The organism is Tardiphaga sp. 709 (assembly GCF_032401055.1).
Taxonomy (GTDB): Bacteria; Pseudomonadota; Alphaproteobacteria; order Rhizobiales; family Xanthobacteraceae; genus Tardiphaga.
In genome coordinates this window covers 3,048,592-3,071,000 of sequence record NZ_CP135529.1, presented here as the reverse complement: position 1 = coordinate 3,071,000, position 22,409 = coordinate 3,048,592, and the positions used below count along the sequence as shown (strand labels likewise).

The following is a 22,409-nucleotide window of genomic DNA, read 5'->3' as shown; positions in this document are numbered from 1 at the left end:
TCGCGTGCTGATCACGACTTAATAAATCGTTAGCGACGTCAGTGTGTTGAGTGCTTTTCGCGTTTTGTGTTGCTGCATTTCAACACGCGAAAAACCTGTAGGGCGTTCGTCGAACCTATAGGTCGATTCGTCGATCTTTGATTGCGACTCGTCATGCGATCGCGTGTCTCATGGAACTTCACTCGCGTGGATCTGCGAGCTGGAGTTGGATCGTGAAGCTCCCGGTATTTTCAGTCGTCAGCGCAGCGTGCCGCAGCGGCTCGAGTACGAGCAGCGGCACCGGCGCGCGCCGTGCCAACACATTGATGTCGTCGACAGCCATGATGCTGTCGCTGTTGTCGCTTGCCGCCCCGGTGCTGGTGGTCGCGGCGATTGCCTCGTCGCAAGCGGTTCATGCGCAAGCTTCGGGCGTCGGCGGCAATGGCGGAGCACATGCATCCAGCAATCCAAAAGCGGGCGGGACAGGCGGTGTGATCGACCCGGCTAATGGCGGCGGTGGCGGCGGCGGCGGTGGCAGGGATGCCGACAACAAGCACCCGAAAGACGCTGACATCGGCAACGGCGGCAAGGGTGGCAGCGGTGCGCATGCCAAAGGAGGAGGGCTAGGTGGCTCGGGAGGGGCGGTGGGCTTCAATGGCTCGCAACTCTTGGGCGGCGAAATTCAGGGCCAGGCGGGACAATATGGTTGGTTTCCCGAGAAGGGCAAAGGCGCGGATGGAACCAACTGGTTTCACGGAATGGGCCATGACGGCGGCAGCGGCGGTGGCGGAGGCGGTGGCGGCACCGGCGCGATCTTCAGTGGAGCATTCGTTCCCGGCAACCAGTTCATTGCAGGCGGCAGAGGCGGCTACGGCAGCGTCAGTGCCAATGGTGGCGATGGCGTGTTGGCCTTTTATGGCACCTTCATGGAGCCCGGTTACGGCGGAGGAGGAGGCGGCGGCGGTGGCGGTGGTGGTGGCGGCATAGGCCTCTTCTCCACCGGAGACACTTTGGAAACGCTGGCACCGATGATCAGGGGTGGTCTCGGCGGTTGGGGCGGCGCTGGCGGCGGTGGAGGTACTGGCGCCCCCGATGCTATCGGCAACTATTGCCCCGGCGGACAGCCGCCTTGCATCACCACTGCGACCGACGGCGGCATCGGAGGCGATGGCGGCAGTGGCGGTAATGGTGGCAGCGGCGGCGCCGGCGTTGTCGTCTCAAGAGCGCGGATGACGGTCATTGAAGGCGGTGCATCGGTGCTTGGTGGGGGCGGCGGCGGCGGCGGGGCCGGAGGATCTGGCGGCCAGGGCGTCTCCGGCGGCAATGGCGGCAATGGCGGTGCTGGCGGTAGCGGCGGCAATGGCGTCGTGTTGACGACTCCCGGCACCATACGCGTCGATCGCGGCGGACTGGTGCAAGGCGGCGATGCGGGGGTCGGCGGCGCCGCTGGTCCGGGTGGCGGCGGATGGGAGCTAGGCAATGGAAGTAGCGGTCACGCCGGCGCGAATGGAGCGGGGGGAGCCGGCATCTTCGGGCAGAGCGCCGGCATAACGGTTGTTGCAGGCGGGACGATCGAAGGCGGGCGGAATATCGACGGATCGCGCGCCGCGGCGATTTTTTTCACCGGCGGTGGCAACAGGTTGGAGCTCTGGTCCGGCTCGAACATTACAGGCGATGTCGTCGTCGGTCTGAATGCAAGCAATCCCAATATTTTTGCGTTGGGCGGCTCACAGAATGCGACTTTCGATCTCTCTGCACTCGGCACGAAGTATCGGGGTTTCTCAGCGCTGGAAAAGAATGGCGACGCCGTCTGGACGCTATCGGGAGTATCGACATCTTTTGACGGCGATTTGCGCGCCAACGCCGGCAGTCTGGCCTTTGCTGGTGGCGCCAGACTGACGACGGCCAATGGCTATGTTGGCTATGACAGCGGCACCGATGCCAATGTCACCGTCGCTGGCCCAGGCGCATCCTGGCTCAATACCAATCTGTTCGTCGGTTATCGCGGCAACGGCTCGTTGCTGATTGCGGATGGCATGCATGTGACTGCAGCTACCGCTTCAATTGGCAATGATGCGTCCTATGTCACGCATGGTGCTGTGAAGGTCGACGGTCCGGGATCGGTTCTCGATGCCCAGACCTTGAAGGTCGGGGCGGCGTCTGTCGGTTCGCTCGCGGTGAGCAATGGGGGCGCTGCGAAAGCGCGTATGATTCAGATCGGCGCCCTCGGCGTCAGCGGTACATTGAGTCTCGGCGCCGAGGCGGGCGCAACGGCCCTGGCGCCCGGTGTCGTGACCGGTCTGATTGACCTCGCGCAAAGTGGCACGCTCAATTTCAACCATACGAGCAGCGATTATCTCTTTAACAATCTGATCACCGGCAATGGTGTGATCAATGCACTCGCCGGAACCACGATCCTTTCTGGCCGGAGCGCCGCATTCACGGGCACTACGGAAATCCTGAATGCAACGCTGGGCGTGACCGGGCAACTCGGCGGCACCGTCACGGTGGATCACAGCGGCAGGCTGACCGGAAACGGATCGGTGGGGCGCACAACGGTCCTGAATGGCGGCACGCTGGCGCCGGATGGCACAGGGCACCTGACTGTGAACGGCAATCTGTCGATGCTTGCGGGTAGCAATTTCGATTTCGATCTCGGCCATTTCTCCGGTGCTGCGTCGTCGACCTCGACCTCGGTTTGGGTCAACGGCGATGTCGCACTCAACAATGTGACGTTCAATATCAGCGCCACGGGCGAGCCGGCCGTCGGCTATTACCGCATGATCAATTATTCCGGCGGTGCGTCGATCTTCGGTCTGACTATCGGCGCCATCCCGCCGATCTCGGGACTGTTTCCCGTCACCTATTCGATCGACAGCTCGCGCATCTATGTGGTCGATCTCGTTGCTTCGCCCAATGGCACCGACATCCTTCAACGTTGGGATGACGCGACGAGCGGTAGCGCGGGTGGCAGCGGAACTTGGAATGCGCTTAACAACAACTGGTTTGATTTGGGCGGCGTTGCCAATACCCAGTGGGGATCCATCTATGGCGTCTTCAACGGTCCGGGCGGCACGGTCACGATCGATGGATCGCAGAAATTCTATGGGCTGCAATTCGTCGGTGGCCTCTACAACCTTGTTCAAGGCACTGGCGAACTGCGGCCAACCGCGCTGGACGGTTCGGACGGCATTGGTGAACTGCGTGTCCTGTCGGGCGAGACAGCGACGATTTCGGCTCCGATTGTAGGTGCTGGCGGTGTGAACAAGACGGGTGGCGGCACGCTCGTGCTCGCTGGCACCAGCACCTATACCGGCGGCACGACCATCAGCGGAGGTACGCTGCAGATTTCGTCGAATGCAAATCTTGGCGCCGCGGCGGGGGGCCTGACTTTCGACAACGGCATCCTCCACACGACGGCCAATATCAATTCGGCACGCAATGTGTCGTTGCTTGGCATCGGCCAGATCGATACCGACGCCGCAACGGCGCTGGTGCTCACCGGCACGGTGTCCGGCGGAGGCAGCCTGATCAAGGCCGGCGACGGCACACTGGTATTGTCGAGCGTCAATAGCTGGACCGGCGGCACCATGCTTGAAGCCGGTACGCTGCAGCTTGGCGCTTCCGGGGCACTGCCCAATGGCAGCGACGTGATCGTCTACGGCGGCAAGCTCGATCTCAACGGTTACAATACCACGACGCATTCGCTAATCGGCTTCGGCGGCGAGATTGCGCTCGGCAGTGCGCAACTGACGCTCAATCAGGCGAGCGATACGGTCATCGCAAGTACCGTCAGCGGTGTCGGCGGTAGTCTCGTGAAGACCGGCAGCGGCGCGTTGCTGTTGTCCGGCACGAATACATATACGGGTGGCACGACAGTCTCGGGCGGCGCTGTTGCAGTTCTCGCGGACGCCAATCTCGGCACGGGCACGCTGACGCTCTCGGGTGGCACGCTGCTGACGCTCGCCGATATCACGTCCGCGCGACGTATTGTGCTTTCTGGCAGCGGCACAATCGAGACGCTGTTCGGAACGAGATTCACGACTACAGGAAGTGTCTCGGGCGCCGGCGCCTTAACCAAGGATGGCTGGGGCACGTTGGTTCTGGCAGGCGCCAACTCTTTTAGCGGCGGCACGACGATCAATGCCGGTACGCTGCAGATCGGCAATGGCGGGACGTCTGGCACGCTCACGGGTAATGTCGCCAACAATGGCGTGTTGTCCGTCAATAGCTCCAATACTCTGTTCTACAACGGTGTGATTTCAGGCACCGGCTCATTGGTGCAGATGGGAACTGGCACCACCGTGCTTCAGAACGACAGCGTCTATAGCGGCGGCACGTTGATATCAGCTGGCACTTTGCAACTCGGCTCCGGCGGGGCTGCTGGCTCGATCGTCGGTGATGTCGTCAACTACGGGGCACTCCAGATATTTCGCTCCGACATCTACACATTCGGCGGAACGATCTCTGGCAGTGGCCAATTCCGGCAAGTCGGCACCGGCACCACGGTCCTCACCGGCGACAACACCTATAGCGGTGGCTCGGTCATTACGAATGGGACCCTGCAGATCGGCAATGGCGGGCTGACGGGCTCGCTCCTCGGCAATGTCATCAACAATGGCGCGCTGATCGCCAACCGTGATGGTCTGCTGACGCTGGCGGGCGTGATCTCCGGCATTGGATCATTCGCACAAGGCGGCCCAGGCACAACACGACTCGATGGTATCAACTCCTATACTGGCGTCACCGACGTTAAGGCTGGAACGCTCAGCGTCAACGGCTCGATCGCCGCGTCGTCGCTGGTGAGTGTCGAACGCGGCGCGACGCTCGGCGGCAACGGCATCGTCAGCACTACACAGATCCGGGATGGCGGCATGCTGTCGCCCGGCAATTCGGTCGGGCTGCTGTCAGTACAAGGCAATCTGACGTTTGCCGCAGCTTCGAGCTACATGGTGGAAGTATCCGGTCTGGCGGCGGACCGAGCCAATGTCACAGGCGCCGCGTCGCTCAATAATGCAGGCGTTCGCATCAGCTTCGATCCCGCGGCCTATGTGCGTGAACGCTACACCATTCTGAACGCTGCAGGCGGCATTGCAGGCACGTTCAGCCCGAATATCGTCAGCGACGAACCGCCCTCATTCATCACGACGCTGAGCTACGATGCCCAGAACGTCTATCTCAATGTCGATCTGAAGCTGACCGGTCTCAACATCAACCAGAACAACATCGCCTCGTCGCTGAACACCTATTTTGGCAGCCATGGCGGCATCCCCTATGCGCTCGGCGCGATGGCGCCGGAAGATCTGACGCAGTCGTCGGGCGAACTCTCGACCGGCGTGCAACAGAACACCGTGCAGGCCATGACGCAATTCATGGGCGTGCTGACCGATCCCTTCTTAGCCAATCGCGGCCTTGCAGCGGCGGGCACAGCATCAAATGCCTTCGCATCGGCCGATCGTTCGGCGACGTCGTGGCGCGACGCCTACGGTGCGATCGCTAAAGCGCCACCTGCGGTGGCGAGTTTCGAATCGCGCTGGAACGTCTGGGCTGCGGGCTTCGGTGGTGGTCAGGCGACCGACGGCAACACGGTCGTTGGTTCGCATAGCAGCAGCAGCCGGATCGGGGGCATTGCCGTGGGTGCCGATACCTGGCTGTCGCCTCAGACGCTGGCCGGCTTCGCCGTGGCCGGCGGTGGCACCAGTTTCGGCTTGTCGGATAGTCTCGGTTCGGGTCATTCGGACCTGTTCCAGATCGGTGGCTTCATTCGCCACCACGAAGGAGCGGCCTATCTCACGGGCGCACTCGCCTATGGCTGGCAAAATGTCACCACGGAACGGCTGGTGACCATCGTCGATGCAGACCGGTTGCGCGCGAACTTCACCGTGCACGCTTTCTCGGCGCGTGCCGAAGCTGGTCATCGGAGCGTGCTGCCGTGGCTTGGCGGCGTGGGTTTGACGCCTTATGCCGCGGGGCAGATCACGAATATTGACCTGCCGGCCTATGCGGAAACGCTCGTATCCGGCGGCAACGATTTTGTGCTGAGCTACACCGCGCGCAACGTCACCGCGACCCGCAGTGAGGTCGGCCTGCGTACCGACAAATCCTTCGCTCTCGACGCTGCGCTGCTCACGTTGCGCGGGCGCGCCGCCTGGGCGCATGATTTCAACCGCGATCGCGTCGCGCAGGCCTCGTTCCAGTCGCTGCCTGGCGCGAGCTTCGTCGTGAACGGTGCTACGATGGCGCCCGATGCTGCGCTGACCAGCGCGAGTGCGGAGGTCATACTCGGCAGCGGGGTGTCGGTCGCGGTGAGTTATGAGGGCGAGTTCTCCAACCTCACCCGCAGCCATGCAGGCAAGGGCGTCGTTCGCTTCGTCTGGTAAGCCACGTCCGAGGCGGTCGCGATCGCATCGCAGGCATGGGCGCAGGCCGCTTGACCCTGCGGCGTGACGCAGTCAGGTTCCGCGCCATCGCTCGCGGACCCGTCCTGCCTCATGTTCACCGTCGCCTCGCTTTGGATCCCCTTCACGATCATCGCCTCGCTGGGGCAGGTGGCGCGCAATGCCATGCAGCGTTCGCTCACCGGACCATTGGGCACCTGGGGCGCGACCAATATCAGGTTCCTGTTCGGCTTCCCGTTTTCGATCGTCTTTTTCGTGGTGATCATCCTGGCGACGGGCGACAAGGTGCCGTGGCCATCAGCCGAATTCTGGCCGTGGCTGCTCCTCGGGGCGCTGAGCCAGATCTTTGCCACGGGGCTCATGCTGGCAGCGATGAATGATCGCTCCTTTGTGGTGACCACGGCCTATCTCAAGACCGAGGCGATTCAGACCGCGATTTTCGGTTTCGTCTTTCTCGGCGATCATCTGACCGCGCCGAAGGTTGCGGCGATCCTGATTGCCACCATTGGCGTTGTCGTCACGGCGCTGCGGCCCGGTGCCACGCGCAACATCGCCAGCATCCGGCCGACCGTCCTCGGACTGGTCGCGGCTGCGGCTTTCGCATTGTCGGCCGTCGGTTTTCGCGGCGCCATCATCACGGTGCCCGGTGTCAGCTTCGTCACGGCGGCGTCCTATGCGCTGGTCTGGGCACTGTTCGTGCAGACCTTGATCCTGACCATCTATCTGTTGGCCCGTGCACCCAAGGTGCTGAGCGACATCCTCGGGCTGTGGAAGCCATCGATGCTGGCCGGCTTCATGGGGGCAGCCGCTTCGCAATTCTGGTTCCTCGCGTTCGCGCTCACGGCCGCCGCCAATGTCCGGACGCTGGCGCTGGTCGAGGTGCTGTTCGCGCAGGCTGTCGCCTATTATTCGTTCAAGCAGCCCCTTTCGGCACGCGAATTGTCGGGGATTGCGCTGATTGTCGTCGGCGTGGCGATGCTGGTCGCGGTGTGACGGCGCAGTGCGCGTGATGTCTCTTTCGTGGGCGCGCCTGCTGCGATAGGACTGATCGCAGTCCTCCCGTGCCGATCCCGAGACCAGATTGATGCGCATCCTGTCCCTGCTCTTCCTGCTGCTTGTCGCCAACCCGGCCTCGGCGGTCGAAGCCATCGTCAAGGACGGCGACACCATCCAGATCGGCAATGTCGCCTACAAGCTCGCCGGCCTGGACGCACCGGAGGTGGATCAGCCCTGTGTCGATGAGCATGCCGACAATTGGGCCTGCGGCGTCGAGGCAAGGGATCAGCTGGTGAAACTGATCGGCAAGCGCGAGGTTCGCTGCGAGGACCTTGGCGAGGACAAGATCTACAAGAACCGCCGCGCCGGTCTCTGCAGTGTCGTTGGCGAGACGGGTAGCCTCAATCAGGCGATTGTCCGATCGGGGTATGCGGTGAGCATCGAACCGTCGGACAAGGCAAGCGCCAAGACCAATTTCAAGGCGGACGAAATTGCTGCCAAGGACAAGCGCAAGGGTCTGTGGCGCGGGTGCTTCGTGACGCCTGCGGAGTTCCGCCGCAAGGCGAGCGACAGCCCATTGCTCGGCTCAGCCTGCCGGAGCGACAAGGACAAGGAGCTGCGCGCGGCGCTATTCCCCACCGATCTCACAATGCCGTTGGGCTGCAATATCCGGGCGAAACAGGTCCGCCGCGCCAAGTTTACCGGCCATGTCGGTGTCTATCTCATCCCCCAGTGCCAGAATTATGCGACCCAGCCGAAGCCGGATCGCTGGTTCTGCAGCGAGGACGATGCCCGCGCCGCGGGGTACCGCAAGGCGCTCAACTGTCAGGCCGCCAGTCGCCGCAACTGAGCGATGAGCCGGTGGCGCTGGACGCCGCGGGCTGAACCACGTAGCAAATCAGGACGCCGGAATGAGCCGGGCGAGCACGCCACAGCTTATTCCAGTATGCGAAATCCGGAGTGAAGCCCGTGGCCGAGAGCACCAGTTCGTCAGCATCGATCGAAGCCGTTGAGCGCAGCCTGGCTTCCGCCGGCTATATCGCCAGCCGGCAGATCGCTACCGCCGTCTATCTCGCCGAGAAAATCGAGAAGCCGATCCTGGTCGAAGGTCCCGCCGGTGTGGGCAAGACCGAACTTGCCAAGGCGATCGCTGCCTCGCGTGGTCTCGAGATGATCCGCATGCAGTGCTACGAGGGCCTCGACGAGGCCAAGGCGCTGTATGAGTGGAAATATGCCAAGCAGCTGCTCTACACCCAGATCCTGAAAGACAAGCTCGGCGAAGTGCTGGGCGGCGCCGATACGCTCGCCAAGGCGCTCGACCAGCTGCACGATTTCGGCGACGTGTTCTTCTCCAAGGAGTTCGTCGAGCCGCGCCCGTTGCTGCGCGCGCTGGAACAGCCGATGGGCTGCGTGCTTCTCATCGACGAGATCGACAAGTCCGACGCCGAATTCGAATCGCTGCTGCTCGAAATCCTGTCCGACTTCCAGGTCACGATCCCCGAGCTTGGCACCGTCGTAGCCATCGTACCGCCGACCGTGATCCTGACCTCGAACGGCGAGCGCGATCTTGGCGATGCGTTGAAGCGCCGCTGTCTGCATCTGCATATCGGCTTCCCCGAACCGAAGCTCGAAGAGCGTATCGTCGAAACCCGCGTGCCCGGTATTTCCGCGACACTTCGCAAGCAGCTTGTCGGTTTCGTCAATCAGGTTCGCACGCTGGACCTGAAGAAGCTGCCGTCGGTCAGCGAGACCATCGACTGGGCAAAGGTGCTCGTGCTGCTCGGTGCGTCCGAACTCGGCCACGAGATGGTCAAGGATACGCTCAACGTGCTGCTGAAGTACGAAGGTGATATTGAAGCGACATTGCCGCAGGTCTCGGGCTTCGTTGCCAAGGCCGACCGGCAGGGCGTGTTCGGTTAGCCATGCGCGATACGCTGCATCGGTTCTTTCGAGCGGCGCGCGGCGCCGGTGTCAGGATTTCGCCTGCCGAAAGTATCGATGCGATGCGTGCCGCCGCCGAAGTGGGTCCCGCCGATCGCGCCATCCTGCGCGATGCGCTGCTGCTGACCATGGCGAAGTCCGGCGAGGAGAAGGCGGCGCTCGCTGCCTGTTTCGATGCGTTCTTCACCCATCCTGATTTCGACGCGCCGTCGGCGGCAAATGACGACGACGAGACTGGCGAGGGGACAAGCGAGAGCGGGACCGACGCCGCGGCAGGCACCCCGTCGGCACAGGATTCGACCGAACTCGGTTCGCTCGCGCAGATGCTGCTGGCGCAGGATCGCGCCGCCATTGCCGCGGCGCTTTCAAACGCATCGAATGCTGCCGGCCTGACCGACATCCGTGTCTTCACCCAGCGGGGGCTGTTTGCCAGCCGGGTGCTCGAGCAGCTCGGGGTCGCGCAACTGCGCGACGACATTGACGCGCTCACGACGCGCAATCCAGCGGATGCAGAACGGCTTGCAACGGCGCTCGGCAGCCTGCGCGAGACCGTCAGCGAAATGGTCGCGCAGGCGCTCTTGCTCTATGGCCGCGAGGAGAAGGAAGCGCTGCGCAATGAAATCCTGCGCAATGCGCCGATGGCGCGGCTGGAACAGCGACAGATCGCGCAGATGCGCGTTCTGATCCGGCAGATCGCGCGGCGGCTGCGCGAGCGCTTCAGCAAGCCACGCAAGCGCCAGCGTCGCGGCCATCTCGACGTCCGCCGCACCATTCGGCGCAATGCCGCATGGGGCGGCGTGCCCTTCATGACGGCGTGGAAGCGTCGTCATCGCGACAAGCCGAAGATCGTCGCCATTTGCGACGTCTCAGGCTCCGTGGCGCAGGTCTCCGATTTCTTCCTGTTACTGATCCACAGCCTACATGAAGTTGTGTCCGATGTGCGCTCCTTCGCTTTTTCCGGCAACCTGATCGAAGTCAGTGAAGTTCTGGAGAAGAACAAACCTGAAGAGGCGATGAAACAGATCATGTCGTCGGTTGGCTATGGCTCGTCCGACTATGGTCGCTCCTTCGTCGATTTCGAGAAGGGTTTCATGAGTGCGATCACGGCGCAGACCACGGTCATTGTTCTTGGCGATGCCCGCAGCAACAATCTGGATCCGCGCGCCGACATCCTGCGCCGCATCGGCGAGCGCTCGAAGCGGTTGGTCTGGCTCAATCCCGAGGGCCGCATGGGCTGGGGCTTCGGCGATTCCGAAATGCCGCGCTATGCGACCTTCTGCAATGTCGTGCGCCAATGCGCGACGGCGCAGCAACTCGAGCGCGCCGTCGCCGATATCGTGGCGACCTATCAATAGTCGTCGCGATCAGCCGAAGGTGAAGGCATAGGCCCGCACGCCCGGATCGAGGAATTCGATTCCGAATGTGCGGTCGGCGACGTCGCCGGCCTGCCGCACCAGCTGATACAGCTTCGCATCCGTCACGGTGCCATATCCCTCGGCATCGGTATCGGTGCCGTGGCTGGCGCCGGGCGCTGCGCCGTCGATGGTCACGCGGAAGCGCACCGGCTTGCCGTCCCGTGTTGGGCCGAGAACCAGATGCAGGTCGCGGGCGTGGAAACGATAGGCGATGCGACCTGACGTATCGTCGAGCTGTGCATATTCGCGGCCGATGGTCCATGTGCCGCCCAGCGTCCAGCGGTTCAGTGGTAGCATGTCGATGCCGCGATAGAGGCTCGGCACGTCTTCGCGTGCGCCGCCCGGCGACGTGAAGCCGCTGGCCTGCGCATAGCCGAGATAGGTCTCCGAAGAACGAAGTTGCTCCTCATCCGCGGCGACTTGCGTGCCTTCCGCACGGACCGTCGCAGCCTCAACAGTCGGCTTGTGGCCGGCTTCCGCGAGCAGCTGCTGGATCACCTGTTCGGACGTCGCGTAATTGCCTTCGCCGATCGCCTGATGATGGATGCGACCATCGGCACCGACGAAATAGAGGGCGGGCCATGCATTGTTGCTGAAGGCGCGCCAGACCCGGAAGTCGTTGTCGATCGCGACGGGATAGCCGACGCCGAGCTTCGTTGTTGCGGTGCTTACATTGCTGACGTTTTTCTCGAAGGCGAATTCCGGCGTGTGTACGCCGATCACGACGAGGCCCTGATCGCGATACTTCTCCGCCCAGGCGCGGACATGCGGCAGCACGCGCAGGCAGTTGATGCAGGAATAGGTCCAGAAATTTACCAGCACGACCTTGCCCTGCAGGTCTTCAGTCTTCAGCGGTGACGTGTTGAGCCATTGCCCGCTGCCCGCGATCGACGCAAGCGGACCCGACAGCGTCGCACGAGCCGTGGCATTGCCCATGGACGTTCCGGCCTGCGCGGATGGTGCGGGCTGCAGCGTGTCGATCAGCTTGCTTTCAAACGCCGTCGTCGACGGCAGAGAGAGTTGCGTCAGCAGGCGCGTATCCAGCCCGGCCCAGATCGCGATGGCGCCGAGCACCACTGCGCCACCCAGCGCGCGACGCACGCCGTCGCTCCATGGCATCAGCTCGCGCGCTTTGGCGAGCAAACGTCCGCCCAGTAGCATGCCGGCGGCGAGTGACGATGCCGCACCAAGACCATAGGCGAGCAACAGCAACACGGTATCGATTCCCGGCCCGTGCAGTGCCGCGCCGGTGAGGATCAGGCCCAGCACCGGACCTGCGCAGGGCGCCCAGACGAGGCCCGTCGCGATGCCGAGCAGCAGCGAAGCGACCGGTGTGCGGTTGGCGTTTGCATCATTCTGGCCGGCCCAGCCGGACAGCTTCACGCCGAGTAACACCAGCGGCGCCATCAGGCGCGTGGCGAGAGTCGGCAACAGCAATGCCAGGCCGAACAGCGTCATTGCGATGAGGGCGATGGTTCTACCGTATCGATTGGCCTCGATCGCCCAGTTGCCGGCGACGGAGGCGAGGCTGGCGGCCACTGCGAAGGTCAAAGTGAGGCCGATCAGCAAAGGCAATCCGCTGCGGCGAAACGGTTCGTCGGCGCGGGCGAGAATGATCGGCAGGATCGGGAAGATGCAGGGCGATGCGATGGTGAGCAGGCCGGCTGCATAAGCGAGGATGAAGAGCGTCACGGTGATCTCCAGAAAACGCGTGAGTGAAGCCGGCGACCGTTCGGGGGAGCGCCGCGATCCGCGGACCGGTTGACGGTCCGCGGAAGAAGGTGAGGGTCAGATCAGGTTGATCGCCACATTGATGTTGCCGCGCGTTGCCTTGGAGTAGGGGCAGATCTGATGCGCGGCATCGACCACCTGGCGCGCGACGTCCGGCGCGAGGCCGGGCAGGCTGATATTGAGGCGAGCCTGCAGGAAGAAGTCACCGCCGGTGGTGCCGAGATCGACTTCGGTGTCGACGGCGACGTCGGCCGGCAGCTTGACCTTCAGATTGCTGGCGGCGCGCCCCATGGCGCCGATGAAACAGGCTGACCAGCCGGCCGCGAACATCTGCTCGGGATTGGTGCCGGCCCCAGCCGAGCCGGGAGGCGACAGCTTGACGTCCAGCCGGCCGTCGGAGCTTCGCGAGGCGCCATCGCGGCCACCGGTGGTGTGGGTCTGGGCGGTGTAGAGAACCTTTTCGATGGTGGTCGAGGTCATGATCGTCTCTCCTTTTGTATCGCACACGATGTAATCGAATACGATATAAATAGCCGCGTGGACGCTCTTGTCAACTCTTCCGATTTAATCGCATCCGATATATATGGGTCCGAGAGGTCACGTTCTCGTGTCCCTGACGGAGTGCAAACATGCCATCCACCAAGCCCAAATCGATTGAACAAAGCTCCGCCGATTCCGCGCAGGCCGGGCCGAAACTGTCTGATTTCCTCTGTTTTTCGATCTATTCAGCCAATCTGGCCTATGGCCGGGCCTACAAGCCGATCCTCGAAAAGCTCGGCCTGACCTATACCCAGTACATCGCCATCGTCGCGCTGTGGGAGGAGGACGGGCAGACCGTGGGCAGCCTCGGCGAAAAGCTGTTTCTGGAGTCCAATACGCTGACGCCGATCCTGAAGAAGCTTGAAGCGATGGGCTATCTGCGCCGGCAGCGCGATCCCGGGGACGAGCGGCAGGTGGTGATCAGCCTGACCGACGAAGGCCGGCGGCTGCGCGAGAAGGGCCTGACCATGAATCTCGTCAAGGCATCCGGTCTCGAGCCCGACGAATTCAAGAAGATGCAGCAGGGCGTCGCCACGCTGCGTGACAACCTGATCAAGGCTGCGCGCGAAAACTGATCCGCGCGTCGGCCATGCAGTGGCCGGCATGCGGATGCATGCTGTGTCGTCCTCCTGTAACCTCGCGGCAGCAGATCAGTCCGAGAGGTTGGCGTGAGCGACATCGACAAAATTTTTACGCAGGCGAAATTCGCGGATGGCAGCCTCAACACGATTGCCGTCAGTGGCGGTCTGATCACCGGGATCACATCCGGCAGCGATCCAGCACCGACAACCGCAGAGATCGTCGATCTCGGCGGGACGCTCGTGATCCCTTCCTTCGTCGAAGGTCACGTTCATCTCGACACCAGTTTCTACGGCGACGTCTGGCGGCCGCATGTGCCCTATTCGAACGGCTTCAACGTGCAGGAGCGCGTCGCTATCCAGGCCGACAACATGGCCAAGGCCGCGCCGATGGCCGAGCGCGCGCAGAGCCAGCTTGAACTTTGCCTCGGCCACGGCAGCACGCGGATGCGCAGCCATGTGATGGTGGACAGTTCGGTGGGCCTTAAATCGCTTGAGAACATCCTCGCGGTTCGCGAGGCGTATCGCGACCTCATCGACATCCAGCTTGTCGCCTTCCCGCAAAGCGGCATCTTGCGCAGTCCGGGCACGCCGGACCTGCTCGACGCCGCCTTCGATCTTGGCGCGAACGTGATCGGCGGCCTCGACCCCGGCGGATTCGATCGCGATGTCGAGAAGCATCTCGACGTGGTGTTCGGTATCGCCGAGCGACGCGGCGTCGATGTCGACATCCATCTGCACGATCCCTCGATGCTCGGCATTTTCGAGATAGAGCAGATCTGCGCGCGCACGCAGGCGCTGGGCATGCAGGGCCATGTCGCTATCAGTCATGCCTATTCGCTCGGCGATGTCGCAGCCGATGTGGTGCAGCGAACGGCCGATATACTTGCCGCCAGCGGCGTGGCCATCATGACCAATGCGCCCGGGGCACGGCCATTTCCACCTGTGAAACTGCTGCGTAAGGCGGGCGTCACCGTGTTCGGTGGCTGCGACAACATCCGCGACAGCTGGTGGCCTTATGGCGATGGCGACATGCTCGGCCGCGCGATGATGATCGGCTACCGCTCGGGCTTCAATACCGATGAAGACCTGACGCTGGCCTTCGACATCGTCACCGTTGGTGGCGCCAAGGCGTTGCGGCTGGACGATCACGGCCTCCGCGTCGGCGCCAAGGCCGACTTCGTCGCCATCGATGCACCGCATGTGCCGCAGGCCGTGGTCGATCTGCCGAAGCGCCGCGCGGTCTACAAGAACGGCCGGCTGGTTGCGCGAGACGGCGAGATCGTCGCCCGAAAGGCTTGAATCATCGGCTGGACGCGTTACGACTGCGCCAAACAAAGCTGGCATGCCACGAATTCTGGAGACGACGAATGCTTGAAACACCGCGCGCGCGACGGGGCATGGTGACCTCGCCGCATCACCTGGCGTCGCAGGCCGGTCTCGACGTGCTCAAGGATGGCGGGACCGCTGTGGAAGCGGCGATTGCCACGGCAGCAGCGCTGGCGGTGGTCTATCCGCATATGACCGGCATCGGCGGCGATGGCTTCTGGTTGATCGCCGAGCCCGGCAAGGCGCCGATCACGGTGGATGCCTGCGGCCGCGCCGGCGCTGCCGTCGATCTCGCTTACTATGCGGCGAAGGGCGCTGCGACCATCCCGTTCCGCGGCCCGCTTGCGGCCAATACCGTCGCCGGCACGGTGTCCGGCTGGCAGAAGGCGCTGGATGTTTCGCAGCATTGGCAGAAGCCGATGGCGCGCGAGCGGCTGCTGGAAAGTGCGATCTATTATGCCGAAAATGGCATCGTTGTTACGCGCAGCCAATCCGAACTGACGTCTGAGAAATTCGCGGAGCTGAAGGACCAGCCGAATTTCGCTGGGACTTTCACGCCGAACGGGCAGGCGCCGGCCGAAGGCGATGTGATGAAGCTGCCGGCGCTCGGCGCGACGCTGAAGCGTCTGGTCGCCGAGGGCTTCGAGAATTTCTACAAGGGCAAACTTGCCGATGCGATCGCGGCTGATCTTGCCAAGGTGGGGTCGCTAGTCACCGCTGCCGATCTGCAGAACCATCAGGCGAGCGAGCGTCCGCCGCTGTCGACCACCGTGCGCGGCGCGCAGCTGTTCAACATGGCGCCGCCGACGCAGGGTCTGTCGTCGCTGATGATCCTCGCGATGTTCGATCGGCTCGGCGTCACCCAGGCCGAAGGTTTCGATCACATTCACGGTCTGATCGAGGCCACCAAGCAGGCCTTCATCGTCCGCGACGAGCATGTCGGCGATCCCGATCACATGACGGTGGATCCGGCGTCATTCCTCGACGATGCCAAGCTCGATGAACTGGCGCGCCATATCGATCGCAAGATTGCGCTGCCATGGCCGCATGTGCGCAAGCCCGGCGATACCATCTGGCTCGGCGTTATCGACGGACATGGCCGTTCGGTGTCCTTCATCCAGTCGGTCTATTTCGAGTTCGGATCCGGCGTCGTGCTGCCGGAAACCGGCATCTGCTGGCAGAATCGCGGCGCCTCGTTCCGGCTTGCCGAGAGTGGCTGGAATGCGCTGAAGCCGGGCCGCAAGCCGTTCCACACGCTCAATCCCGCGATGGCGATCTTCGATGACGGCCGTCGTATGGTCTACGGAAACATGGGCGGCGAGGGGCAGCCACAGACGCAGTCGGCGGTGTTCTCGCGCTACGGCATGTTCGGCATGCCGCTGCAGCAGGCGGTGACCGCGCCGCGCTGGCTGCTCGGCAAGACCTGGGGTGACGAGAGCGTCACGCTGAAGGTCGAGGATCGCTTCGATCCCGCATTGATCCAGCAGCTTCGGGATGCCGGTCACGTGGTCGAGGTGCTCGGCAGCTATACCGGCACCATGGGCCATGCCGGCGCCATCGTGCTGCACGCCAACGGCGTGCTCGAAGGCGCGACGGACCCGCGCTCGGATGGTGCTGTCGCCGCTTGGTGATCAGCTCGCCATCATCTTGCGTAGCTCGGTCTTGAGGATCTTGCCGTTGGCGTTGCGCGGCAGCGGCTCCTTCAGGAAGGTGATGGTGTCCGGCACCTTGTAATCGGACAGCCGCTCCGCACAGTATTTGCGGATGTCGGTCTCGTTGCCGCCATCGGGGCAGTAGGCGAAGGCGTGTACGCGTTCGCCGAGCACCGGATCGGGCTTGCCCACCACTGCGCTTTCGACGATGGCGGGATGATGTGACATCACGTTTTCGACCTCGGTGCAGTAGATCTTGAAGCCGGCGCGATTGATCATGTCCTTCTTGCGGTCGACCACATAGACATAGCCATCCGCATCCATGCGGCCGATATCGCCGGAGCGCCAGTAGCCGCCGACGAATCCGGTGCGAGTCGCATCCGGATTGTCCCAATAGCCCGGCACGACCATCGCGCCGGCAATCAGCAATTCGCCGTCCTGGCCGGCCGGCACTTCCCGGCCGTCATCATCGGCGACGACGATATGTGCGCCCGTCACGGGCCGTCCGACCGAATTGACCTTGCTGACGGGCGAGCCGGGCGGAAACATCGTCGCGGGTGATGAAGTCTCAGTCGAACCATAGGCATTACAGAGATTGAGCTTCGGCAGCACCTCGGCGAGGCGCGTGATGGTCGCTTCGGGCATCGGCGCGCCGCCGAAGCCGGCGATGCGCCATGAGGACAGATCGTGACGATCGAAGTCCGGCTGCAGCAGGCAGAGATTATACATTGCGGGCACCATCAGCGTGTAGGTCATGCGCTCGCGCGCCGCGACGGCGAGAAATTCCGGCGCCTTGAAGGCTGGCAGGATCACAGTGGTGCCGGCGACATTGATGGTCGCGAGAATCAATGCCACGAGGCCGGTGACATGCGATGCGGGCACCGCCAGCATGGTGACGTCACCTTCATGCAGGCCATAGCCGTGCTGGAAGTTCAGCAGCGAATGGATGATGCTGGCATGGGTAAGCATCGCGCCTTTCGGGTTGCCAGTGGTGCCTGACGTATAGAGCAGAAAAGCGGTGTCCTCCTGAGTCAGCTCAGGCAGAGCAGCGACCGGCGCATCCTTCATCAATTCCGCAAAGGATGGCGCACGGCCGCTGCCGACCATCCACCGATTGCGCAAGTCCGCACGTGGTGCGGGCAGGTTGGCTTCGCAGTCGGCGTCGTAGACGAGCGCTGAAGCCCCGCACTGCTGCAGCACATAGTCGATCTCGGGTGCGCGCTGCCGCGTATTGAGCGGGACGACGATCATGCCGGCGCGGACGGCGCCGAGCGCGCAGAAGATGAATTCCAGGCAGTTGCCGAGCAGTATCGCGATGCGTTCGCCCCTTTCGAAGCCGGAGGCGATCAGATTGCGGGCGATATTCTCCGCGACGCGGTCGAGCTCGGCATAGGTGACGCGTTTTTCGCCGAGCACCAGCGCAACGCCATCAGGCTTCCGCGCGACTGCGGCGCGCAGCATGGCGTCGAGGGTCGGCGGGCGATCGGAGAAACAGGTGACGACGCGTTCGCCGTAGAGCACTTCATGGCGGGTGGCCGGCGTTGAGGCGTCCGGCGCGATCTGTCCTTGCATGTTCATCCCAGACGTTTTTTTGCGCGCCGCAATCGGCACGCCCCGCCATTTGGCTGGCGATGATGACGTCAGGTTAATCAGCCAAGCGGCGAATGCCAACCCGCTTCGCCGCATGGCTCGTAACGCGGGAGATGTGCGTCCGACGCTAGCGCGCTTCCACGGTCACGTGCTGCAATTCATGCACGGCCGCGAGGCGCTGCCGCACCGTCTCCGTGCTCGCTCCGCCGGCAAAGCCGACGATCGCGGCATGCGCACCGGGGCCGACCCGCCAGACGTGGAGGTCGAAGATACGGGCATCGCCGGGGCGCTCGACCTCATCGCGGATTTCCCGTTCGAGATGCGGATCTGACGTGTCGAGCAACACGGCCGCCGTGTCGCGCAGCAGATTCCACGCCCAGGCGGCGATGACGATGCCGCCGACGATGCCCATCATAGGATCGAGCCAGACCCAGTTCAGATAACGGCCGGCTAGCAGCGCGGCGATGGCCAGCACCGAGGTCAGCGCATCGGCCAGTACATGCATGAAGGCGGAGCGCATATTGTTGTCGCGATGATGCGAGCTATGGTGATGGTCGTGGTCATGGCCGTGATGATCGTGGCCGTGGTGATGATGCCCGCCGCTCAGCAGAAACGCGCTGGCGATATTCACGATCAAGCCGATGACGGCGATCACCGTGGCTTCGCCGAAGGCGACTATGGACGGATTGAATAGACGCTGCACGGATTCGACGGCGATACCGATGGCGATGATCGCCAGCACCAATGCGGAGGCAAAGCCGGCGAGATCGCCGACCTTGCCGGTGCCGAAAGTAAAGCGGCGGTTATGCGCGTTGCGGCGCGCATAAGCATAAGCGCCCGCAGCAATGGCGAGCGCCACGGCATGGGTCGCCATATGGAAGCCGTCAGCCAGCAGCGCCATCGAGTTGAAGACAGTGCCGGCAACGATCTCGCCGACCATCATCAGCGCCGTAAGGACGACCACCCACAGCGTGCGGCGGGTGTTCTCGTCATGATTGTCGCCCAGAAACATGTGCTCGTGGGACAGGTGGTTGATGTCGACGTGGATGCGCATGCTGCCGGTCCTTATTTCGCGTAGCGCCGGATGGCGGCGATGAGTTCTTCGGCGCCGGCCGCCCGGTCGTCGGCGCTGAGACCGGGATGGGCGACATGCTCGCGGACATGGTCCTCGATCAGTTCATCCATCAGCCCGCTCACGGAGCCGCGCACGCCTGCGACCTGATGCAGGATCGTGGCGCAGTCGGCGTCCTTCGTAATGGCCTTCTCAATGGCGGCCATCTGGCCGGCGAGGCGGCGAACACGGGCAAGCAGTTTGGTCTTGTTAGCGGTGAGATGTGACATAGGATAGGCCCCTACCCTATATTTCGTCCAAGCGAAAGTCCCGCCCGGCAAAAAGCCGGGCAGGGGAGGAGTTTGCGGGAGGAGACGGAGAGGGATCGATCAGGCGGCCGCGGCCATCACGCGAGGATGGGCGACGTGTTCCTTGAGCACCAGGCCGGAGGCATCGACCTCGGCAAGCGAGACGTCGTAGCTCCAGAGATCGGCGAGATGCTGCAGCACCCGTTTCGCATCGGGCTCATTAAGCAGGGCGCCATTGAGCACCGAATGCTTCAGCATCAACCGGCGATCACCGGCGAGATCGACGTCCACCACTTCGATATTCGCATCGATCAGGCCGACATCGTACTGACGGGCCAGCACACGTCGGACGCGACGATAGCCGCGCTCGTCATGGATGGCGTCGACGCGGATGCCTTCCGACACGGCCGGATCGTCATGCAGGTGGAACATCCGCATGTGGCGCATCAGTCGGGGGCTAAGGAACTGGCTGACGAAGCTCTCGTCGCGGTAGTTCGCCCAGATATCGCGCAGGACGGCCATCGCATCGCCTTTGCCCGCGATATCGGGAAACCACGCGCGGTCCTCGTCGGTCGGATCCGTGACGATTTTTTCGATGTCCTGCATCATTGCGAAGCCGAGCGCATAGGGGTTGAAGCCCGAGAAGCGCCGGTCGTCGTAATTCGGCTGGAACACGACATTGGTGTGCGACTGCAGGAATTCCAGGAAGTTGCCGTCCGAGATCTGTCCGGTCTGATGCAGCCGGCTCATGATGCGATAGTGCACGAAAGTGGCCGTGCCTTCGTTCATCACCTTGGTCTGACCTTGCGGGTAGAAGTATTGCGAGATGTGCCGAACGATGCGGATGAGTTCGCGCTGCCAGATTTTCAGGCGCGGTGCGGATTTCTCCAGAAAGTACAGCAGGTTTTCCTGCGGGAGGCCGAGCAGAGCGCGTCGTCGCTCCGCGCTGAGCAGTGAAGCACTCTTCGTCCGCCCCGTCGGCACCGTGCGCCATAGATCGTTGAACGAAGTTTCTTCGTGATTGCGGCGTTCTTTGGCGCGTTTTTCCTCGGCCCGCAAATCCAGCGATTTCTTACCGGGATAGCGATCGACGCCGTGTGACATCAGCGCGTGCGCGGCGTCGAGTGTCTGCTCCACCGCTGCGCGGCCGTGTTTTTCCTCGCACTGCGCTACATAGCCCTTGGCAAAATCGAGATAGTCGAGAATGCCGTCGGCGTCGGTCCACTGCTTGAACAAATAATTGTTCTTGAAGAAGTGATTGTGGCCGAAAGCGGCGTGGGCAATCACCAGCGTCTGCATCGTCGCCGTGTTTTCCTCCATCAGGTAGGAAATGCATGGCGACGAGTTGATGACGATTTCATAGGCCAGGCCCATCAGGCCCTTGCGATAGGACGCTTCCTGATGGGCGAATTGTTTGCCGAACGACCAGTGCTTGTAATACAGCGGCATGCCTACGGACGAGTAGGCGTCCAGCATCTGTTCGGCGGTGATGACTTCGATCTGGTTCGGGTAGACGTTGAGGCCGAGCTCCTTTTCGGCGATCTCCTCGCAGGCATCGTGGATGCGTTGCAATGTGACAAAGTCCCAGTCGGCACCTTCATAGAGACGGTCTGTCATGGAGCCACCCTCTCCTTGGCTTGGCGACGCTGAAACAGGTCGTGGAACACCGGGAAAATCTCGCTGCGGTCGTTGACCTTGCGCATCGACAGCGGCGCGCCTTCCGCGCGCAGCCGCTGATACAGCGTCCACAGTGAGGATTCCGACATTTCGAACGGATGGCTGCCGGATTCGCCTACTTCCAGATAGGCGAAGAACTGCGTCACCGGCAGGATCATGTCCTTGAGCAGGCGACCGGAGAGATCGCCGTCGGCATAGGAGTTGTCGCCGTCCGAGGCCTGTGCGGCATAGATATTCCAGTCGGCGGGGCGATAGCGTGACTGGATGATCTCATGCATGGCCTGCAGTGCGCTGGACACCAGCGTGCCGCCCGACGCGGGGCCATGGAAGAAGGTCTGCTCGTCGACTTCCTCGGCGCGGTCGGTGTGACGGATGAAGACGATCTCGACCTTGCGATAGCGACGCGTGAGGAAGACGTAGAGCAGCATATAGAACCGCTTGGCGAGATCCTTCATGTGCTCGGACATCGAACCGGAGACGTCCATCAGGCAGAACATGACGGCCTGTGCCACGGGCTTCGGCATGGTTTCGAAGCGGCGATAGCGGATGTCGATGGGATCGATGAACGGAATCCGCTGCATCTTGGATTTCAGCCGCGTGATCTCTGCCAGCAATTCGGGGCGGCGCTCGTCACTGCAATGCTCCAGTTCAGCTTCCAGCTGCGCAATGGCCTCGGGTCGCGGTCGCTGCAGCGCAACCCGTCGTGCCATGGCCAAGCGCACGGTGCGACTGACCGAGATATTGGCAGGCGAGCCGGACGTTGTATATCCGGCGCGGCGCAGGCCTTCGTTCTCGACTTCGGCCAGCTTGCGCTTGGAAAGATCCGGCAGTTCCAGGTCGTCGAGGAAAATGTCGACGAACTCCTCCCGGCTGAGCACAAACCGGAATGCATCCTCGCCGTCGCCTTCGCCGGCATCGTTCGATCTGCCGCTCTTCGATTGCGGTCGCTGAAGGTAATCACCTTCCACAAATTTCACGTTGCCGGGCAACACCCGGTCGCGAATTCCGCCTTCGCGATAAAAGCGGGGCTCGTTCATCCCGTCGAGCGGGATGGACACTTCGCCGCCTTCCAGGACGTCTTTGATGTCGCGGTCCTGGGAGGCTTTCTTGACGGCTCCCTGAACCAGAGCTTTCGCGCGTCGCAAGAACCGCTGGCGGTTCTCAAGACTCTTGCTGCTCGGGTTCAGGCGTCTATCGACGATATGCATGGCCACGTTATGTTGG

The 22,409-nt window shown here is 62.8% G+C and carries 16 protein-coding genes; 8 read left to right on the top strand and 8 right to left on the bottom strand.

Going from position 1 to position 22,409, the window contains the following annotated elements:
• Positions 1-178: 178 nt before the first annotated feature.
• A complete protein-coding gene (locus tag RSO67_RS15075; RefSeq protein WP_315844091.1) occupies positions 179-322 on the bottom strand; it encodes a hypothetical protein in 144 nt (47 codons plus the stop codon).
• Between RSO67_RS15075 and RSO67_RS15070 the strand changes: the two genes are divergently transcribed.
• The 5 genes from RSO67_RS15070 to RSO67_RS15050 all read left to right on the top strand — a co-directional run bounded on the left by RSO67_RS15070 (position 306) and on the right by RSO67_RS15050 (position 10,669).
• Positions 306-6,359 (top strand): autotransporter-associated beta strand repeat-containing protein, encoded by a 6,054-nt coding sequence (locus RSO67_RS15070; RefSeq protein WP_315844090.1) that lies wholly within the window; start codon positions 306-308, stop codon positions 6,357-6,359. The genes RSO67_RS15075 and RSO67_RS15070 overlap by 17 nt on opposite strands.
• A 111-nt stretch (positions 6,360-6,470) precedes the next feature.
• Positions 6,471-7,370, top strand: a complete 900-nt coding sequence (locus tag RSO67_RS15065) for an EamA family transporter (RefSeq protein ID WP_315844089.1) — start codon at positions 6,471-6,473, stop codon at positions 7,368-7,370.
• Positions 7,371-7,461: 91 nt separating this feature from the next.
• Entirely contained in the window at positions 7,462-8,223 is a 762-nt protein-coding gene (locus RSO67_RS15060; protein ID WP_315844088.1) for a thermonuclease family protein, read from the top strand.
• Positions 8,224-8,342: 119 nt separating this feature from the next.
• The gene (locus tag RSO67_RS15055) at positions 8,343-9,293 is read left to right on the top strand and encodes a MoxR family ATPase (RefSeq protein ID WP_315844087.1); all 951 of its coding nucleotides are present in this window, start codon (positions 8,343-8,345) and stop codon (positions 9,291-9,293) included.
• 2 nt (positions 9,294-9,295) lie between these two features.
• Positions 9,296-10,669 (top strand): vWA domain-containing protein, encoded by a 1,374-nt coding sequence (locus RSO67_RS15050; protein ID WP_315844086.1) that lies wholly within the window; start codon positions 9,296-9,298, stop codon positions 10,667-10,669.
• A 9-nt stretch (positions 10,670-10,678) separates the two neighbouring features.
• On the opposite strand, the gene RSO67_RS15045 is transcribed toward RSO67_RS15050, so the two are convergent.
• Positions 10,679-12,421 (bottom strand): cytochrome c biogenesis protein DipZ, encoded by a 1,743-nt coding sequence (locus RSO67_RS15045; protein WP_315844085.1) that lies wholly within the window; start codon positions 12,419-12,421, stop codon positions 10,679-10,681.
• Between the two features lie 96 nt (positions 12,422-12,517).
• Positions 12,518-12,940 carry an organic hydroperoxide resistance protein gene (locus RSO67_RS15040; RefSeq protein WP_315844084.1) on the bottom strand — a complete coding sequence of 141 codons (423 nt, stop codon included), beginning with the start codon at positions 12,938-12,940 and terminating at the stop codon, positions 12,518-12,520.
• A gap of 149 nt (positions 12,941-13,089) precedes the next feature.
• On the opposite strand from RSO67_RS15040, the gene RSO67_RS15035 reads away from it, so the two are divergent.
• From RSO67_RS15035 to RSO67_RS15025, 3 genes are all read left to right on the top strand, one after another.
• Positions 13,090-13,575, top strand: a complete 486-nt coding sequence (locus RSO67_RS15035; RefSeq protein ID WP_315844083.1) for a MarR family transcriptional regulator — start codon at positions 13,090-13,092, stop codon at positions 13,573-13,575.
• 93 nt (positions 13,576-13,668) lie between these two features.
• Positions 13,669-14,880, top strand: coding sequence for an amidohydrolase family protein (locus RSO67_RS15030; RefSeq protein ID WP_315844082.1), 1,212 nt, complete (start codon positions 13,669-13,671; stop codon positions 14,878-14,880).
• Between the two features lie 68 nt (positions 14,881-14,948).
• Positions 14,949-16,538, top strand: coding sequence for a gamma-glutamyltransferase family protein (locus RSO67_RS15025; RefSeq protein WP_315844081.1), 1,590 nt, complete (start codon positions 14,949-14,951; stop codon positions 16,536-16,538).
• Here the strand turns inward: RSO67_RS15025 and RSO67_RS15020 are convergent, their stop codons facing one another.
• The 5 genes from RSO67_RS15020 to RSO67_RS15000 form a co-directional block, all read right to left on the bottom strand.
• On the bottom strand, positions 16,539-18,131 hold the full coding sequence (locus RSO67_RS15020) for a class I adenylate-forming enzyme family protein (protein ID WP_315844080.1): 1,593 nt from the start codon (positions 18,129-18,131) through the stop codon (positions 16,539-16,541).
• Between the two features lie 145 nt (positions 18,132-18,276).
• Positions 18,277-19,203, bottom strand: coding sequence for a CDF family Co(II)/Ni(II) efflux transporter DmeF (dmeF, locus tag RSO67_RS15015; protein WP_315844079.1), 927 nt, complete (start codon positions 19,201-19,203; stop codon positions 18,277-18,279).
• A gap of 11 nt (positions 19,204-19,214) precedes the next feature.
• A complete protein-coding gene (locus RSO67_RS15010; RefSeq protein WP_315844078.1) occupies positions 19,215-19,490 on the bottom strand; it encodes a metal/formaldehyde-sensitive transcriptional repressor in 276 nt (91 codons plus the stop codon).
• A gap of 99 nt (positions 19,491-19,589) precedes the next feature.
• Entirely contained in the window at positions 19,590-21,125 is a 1,536-nt protein-coding gene (locus RSO67_RS15005; RefSeq protein ID WP_315844077.1) for a SpoVR family protein, read from the bottom strand.
• On the bottom strand, positions 21,122-22,393 hold the full coding sequence (locus RSO67_RS15000) for a YeaH/YhbH family protein (protein WP_315844260.1): 1,272 nt from the start codon (positions 22,391-22,393) through the stop codon (positions 21,122-21,124). Before RSO67_RS15000 ends, RSO67_RS15005 begins: the two co-directional genes overlap by 4 nt.
• Positions 22,394-22,409 lie beyond the last annotated feature (16 nt).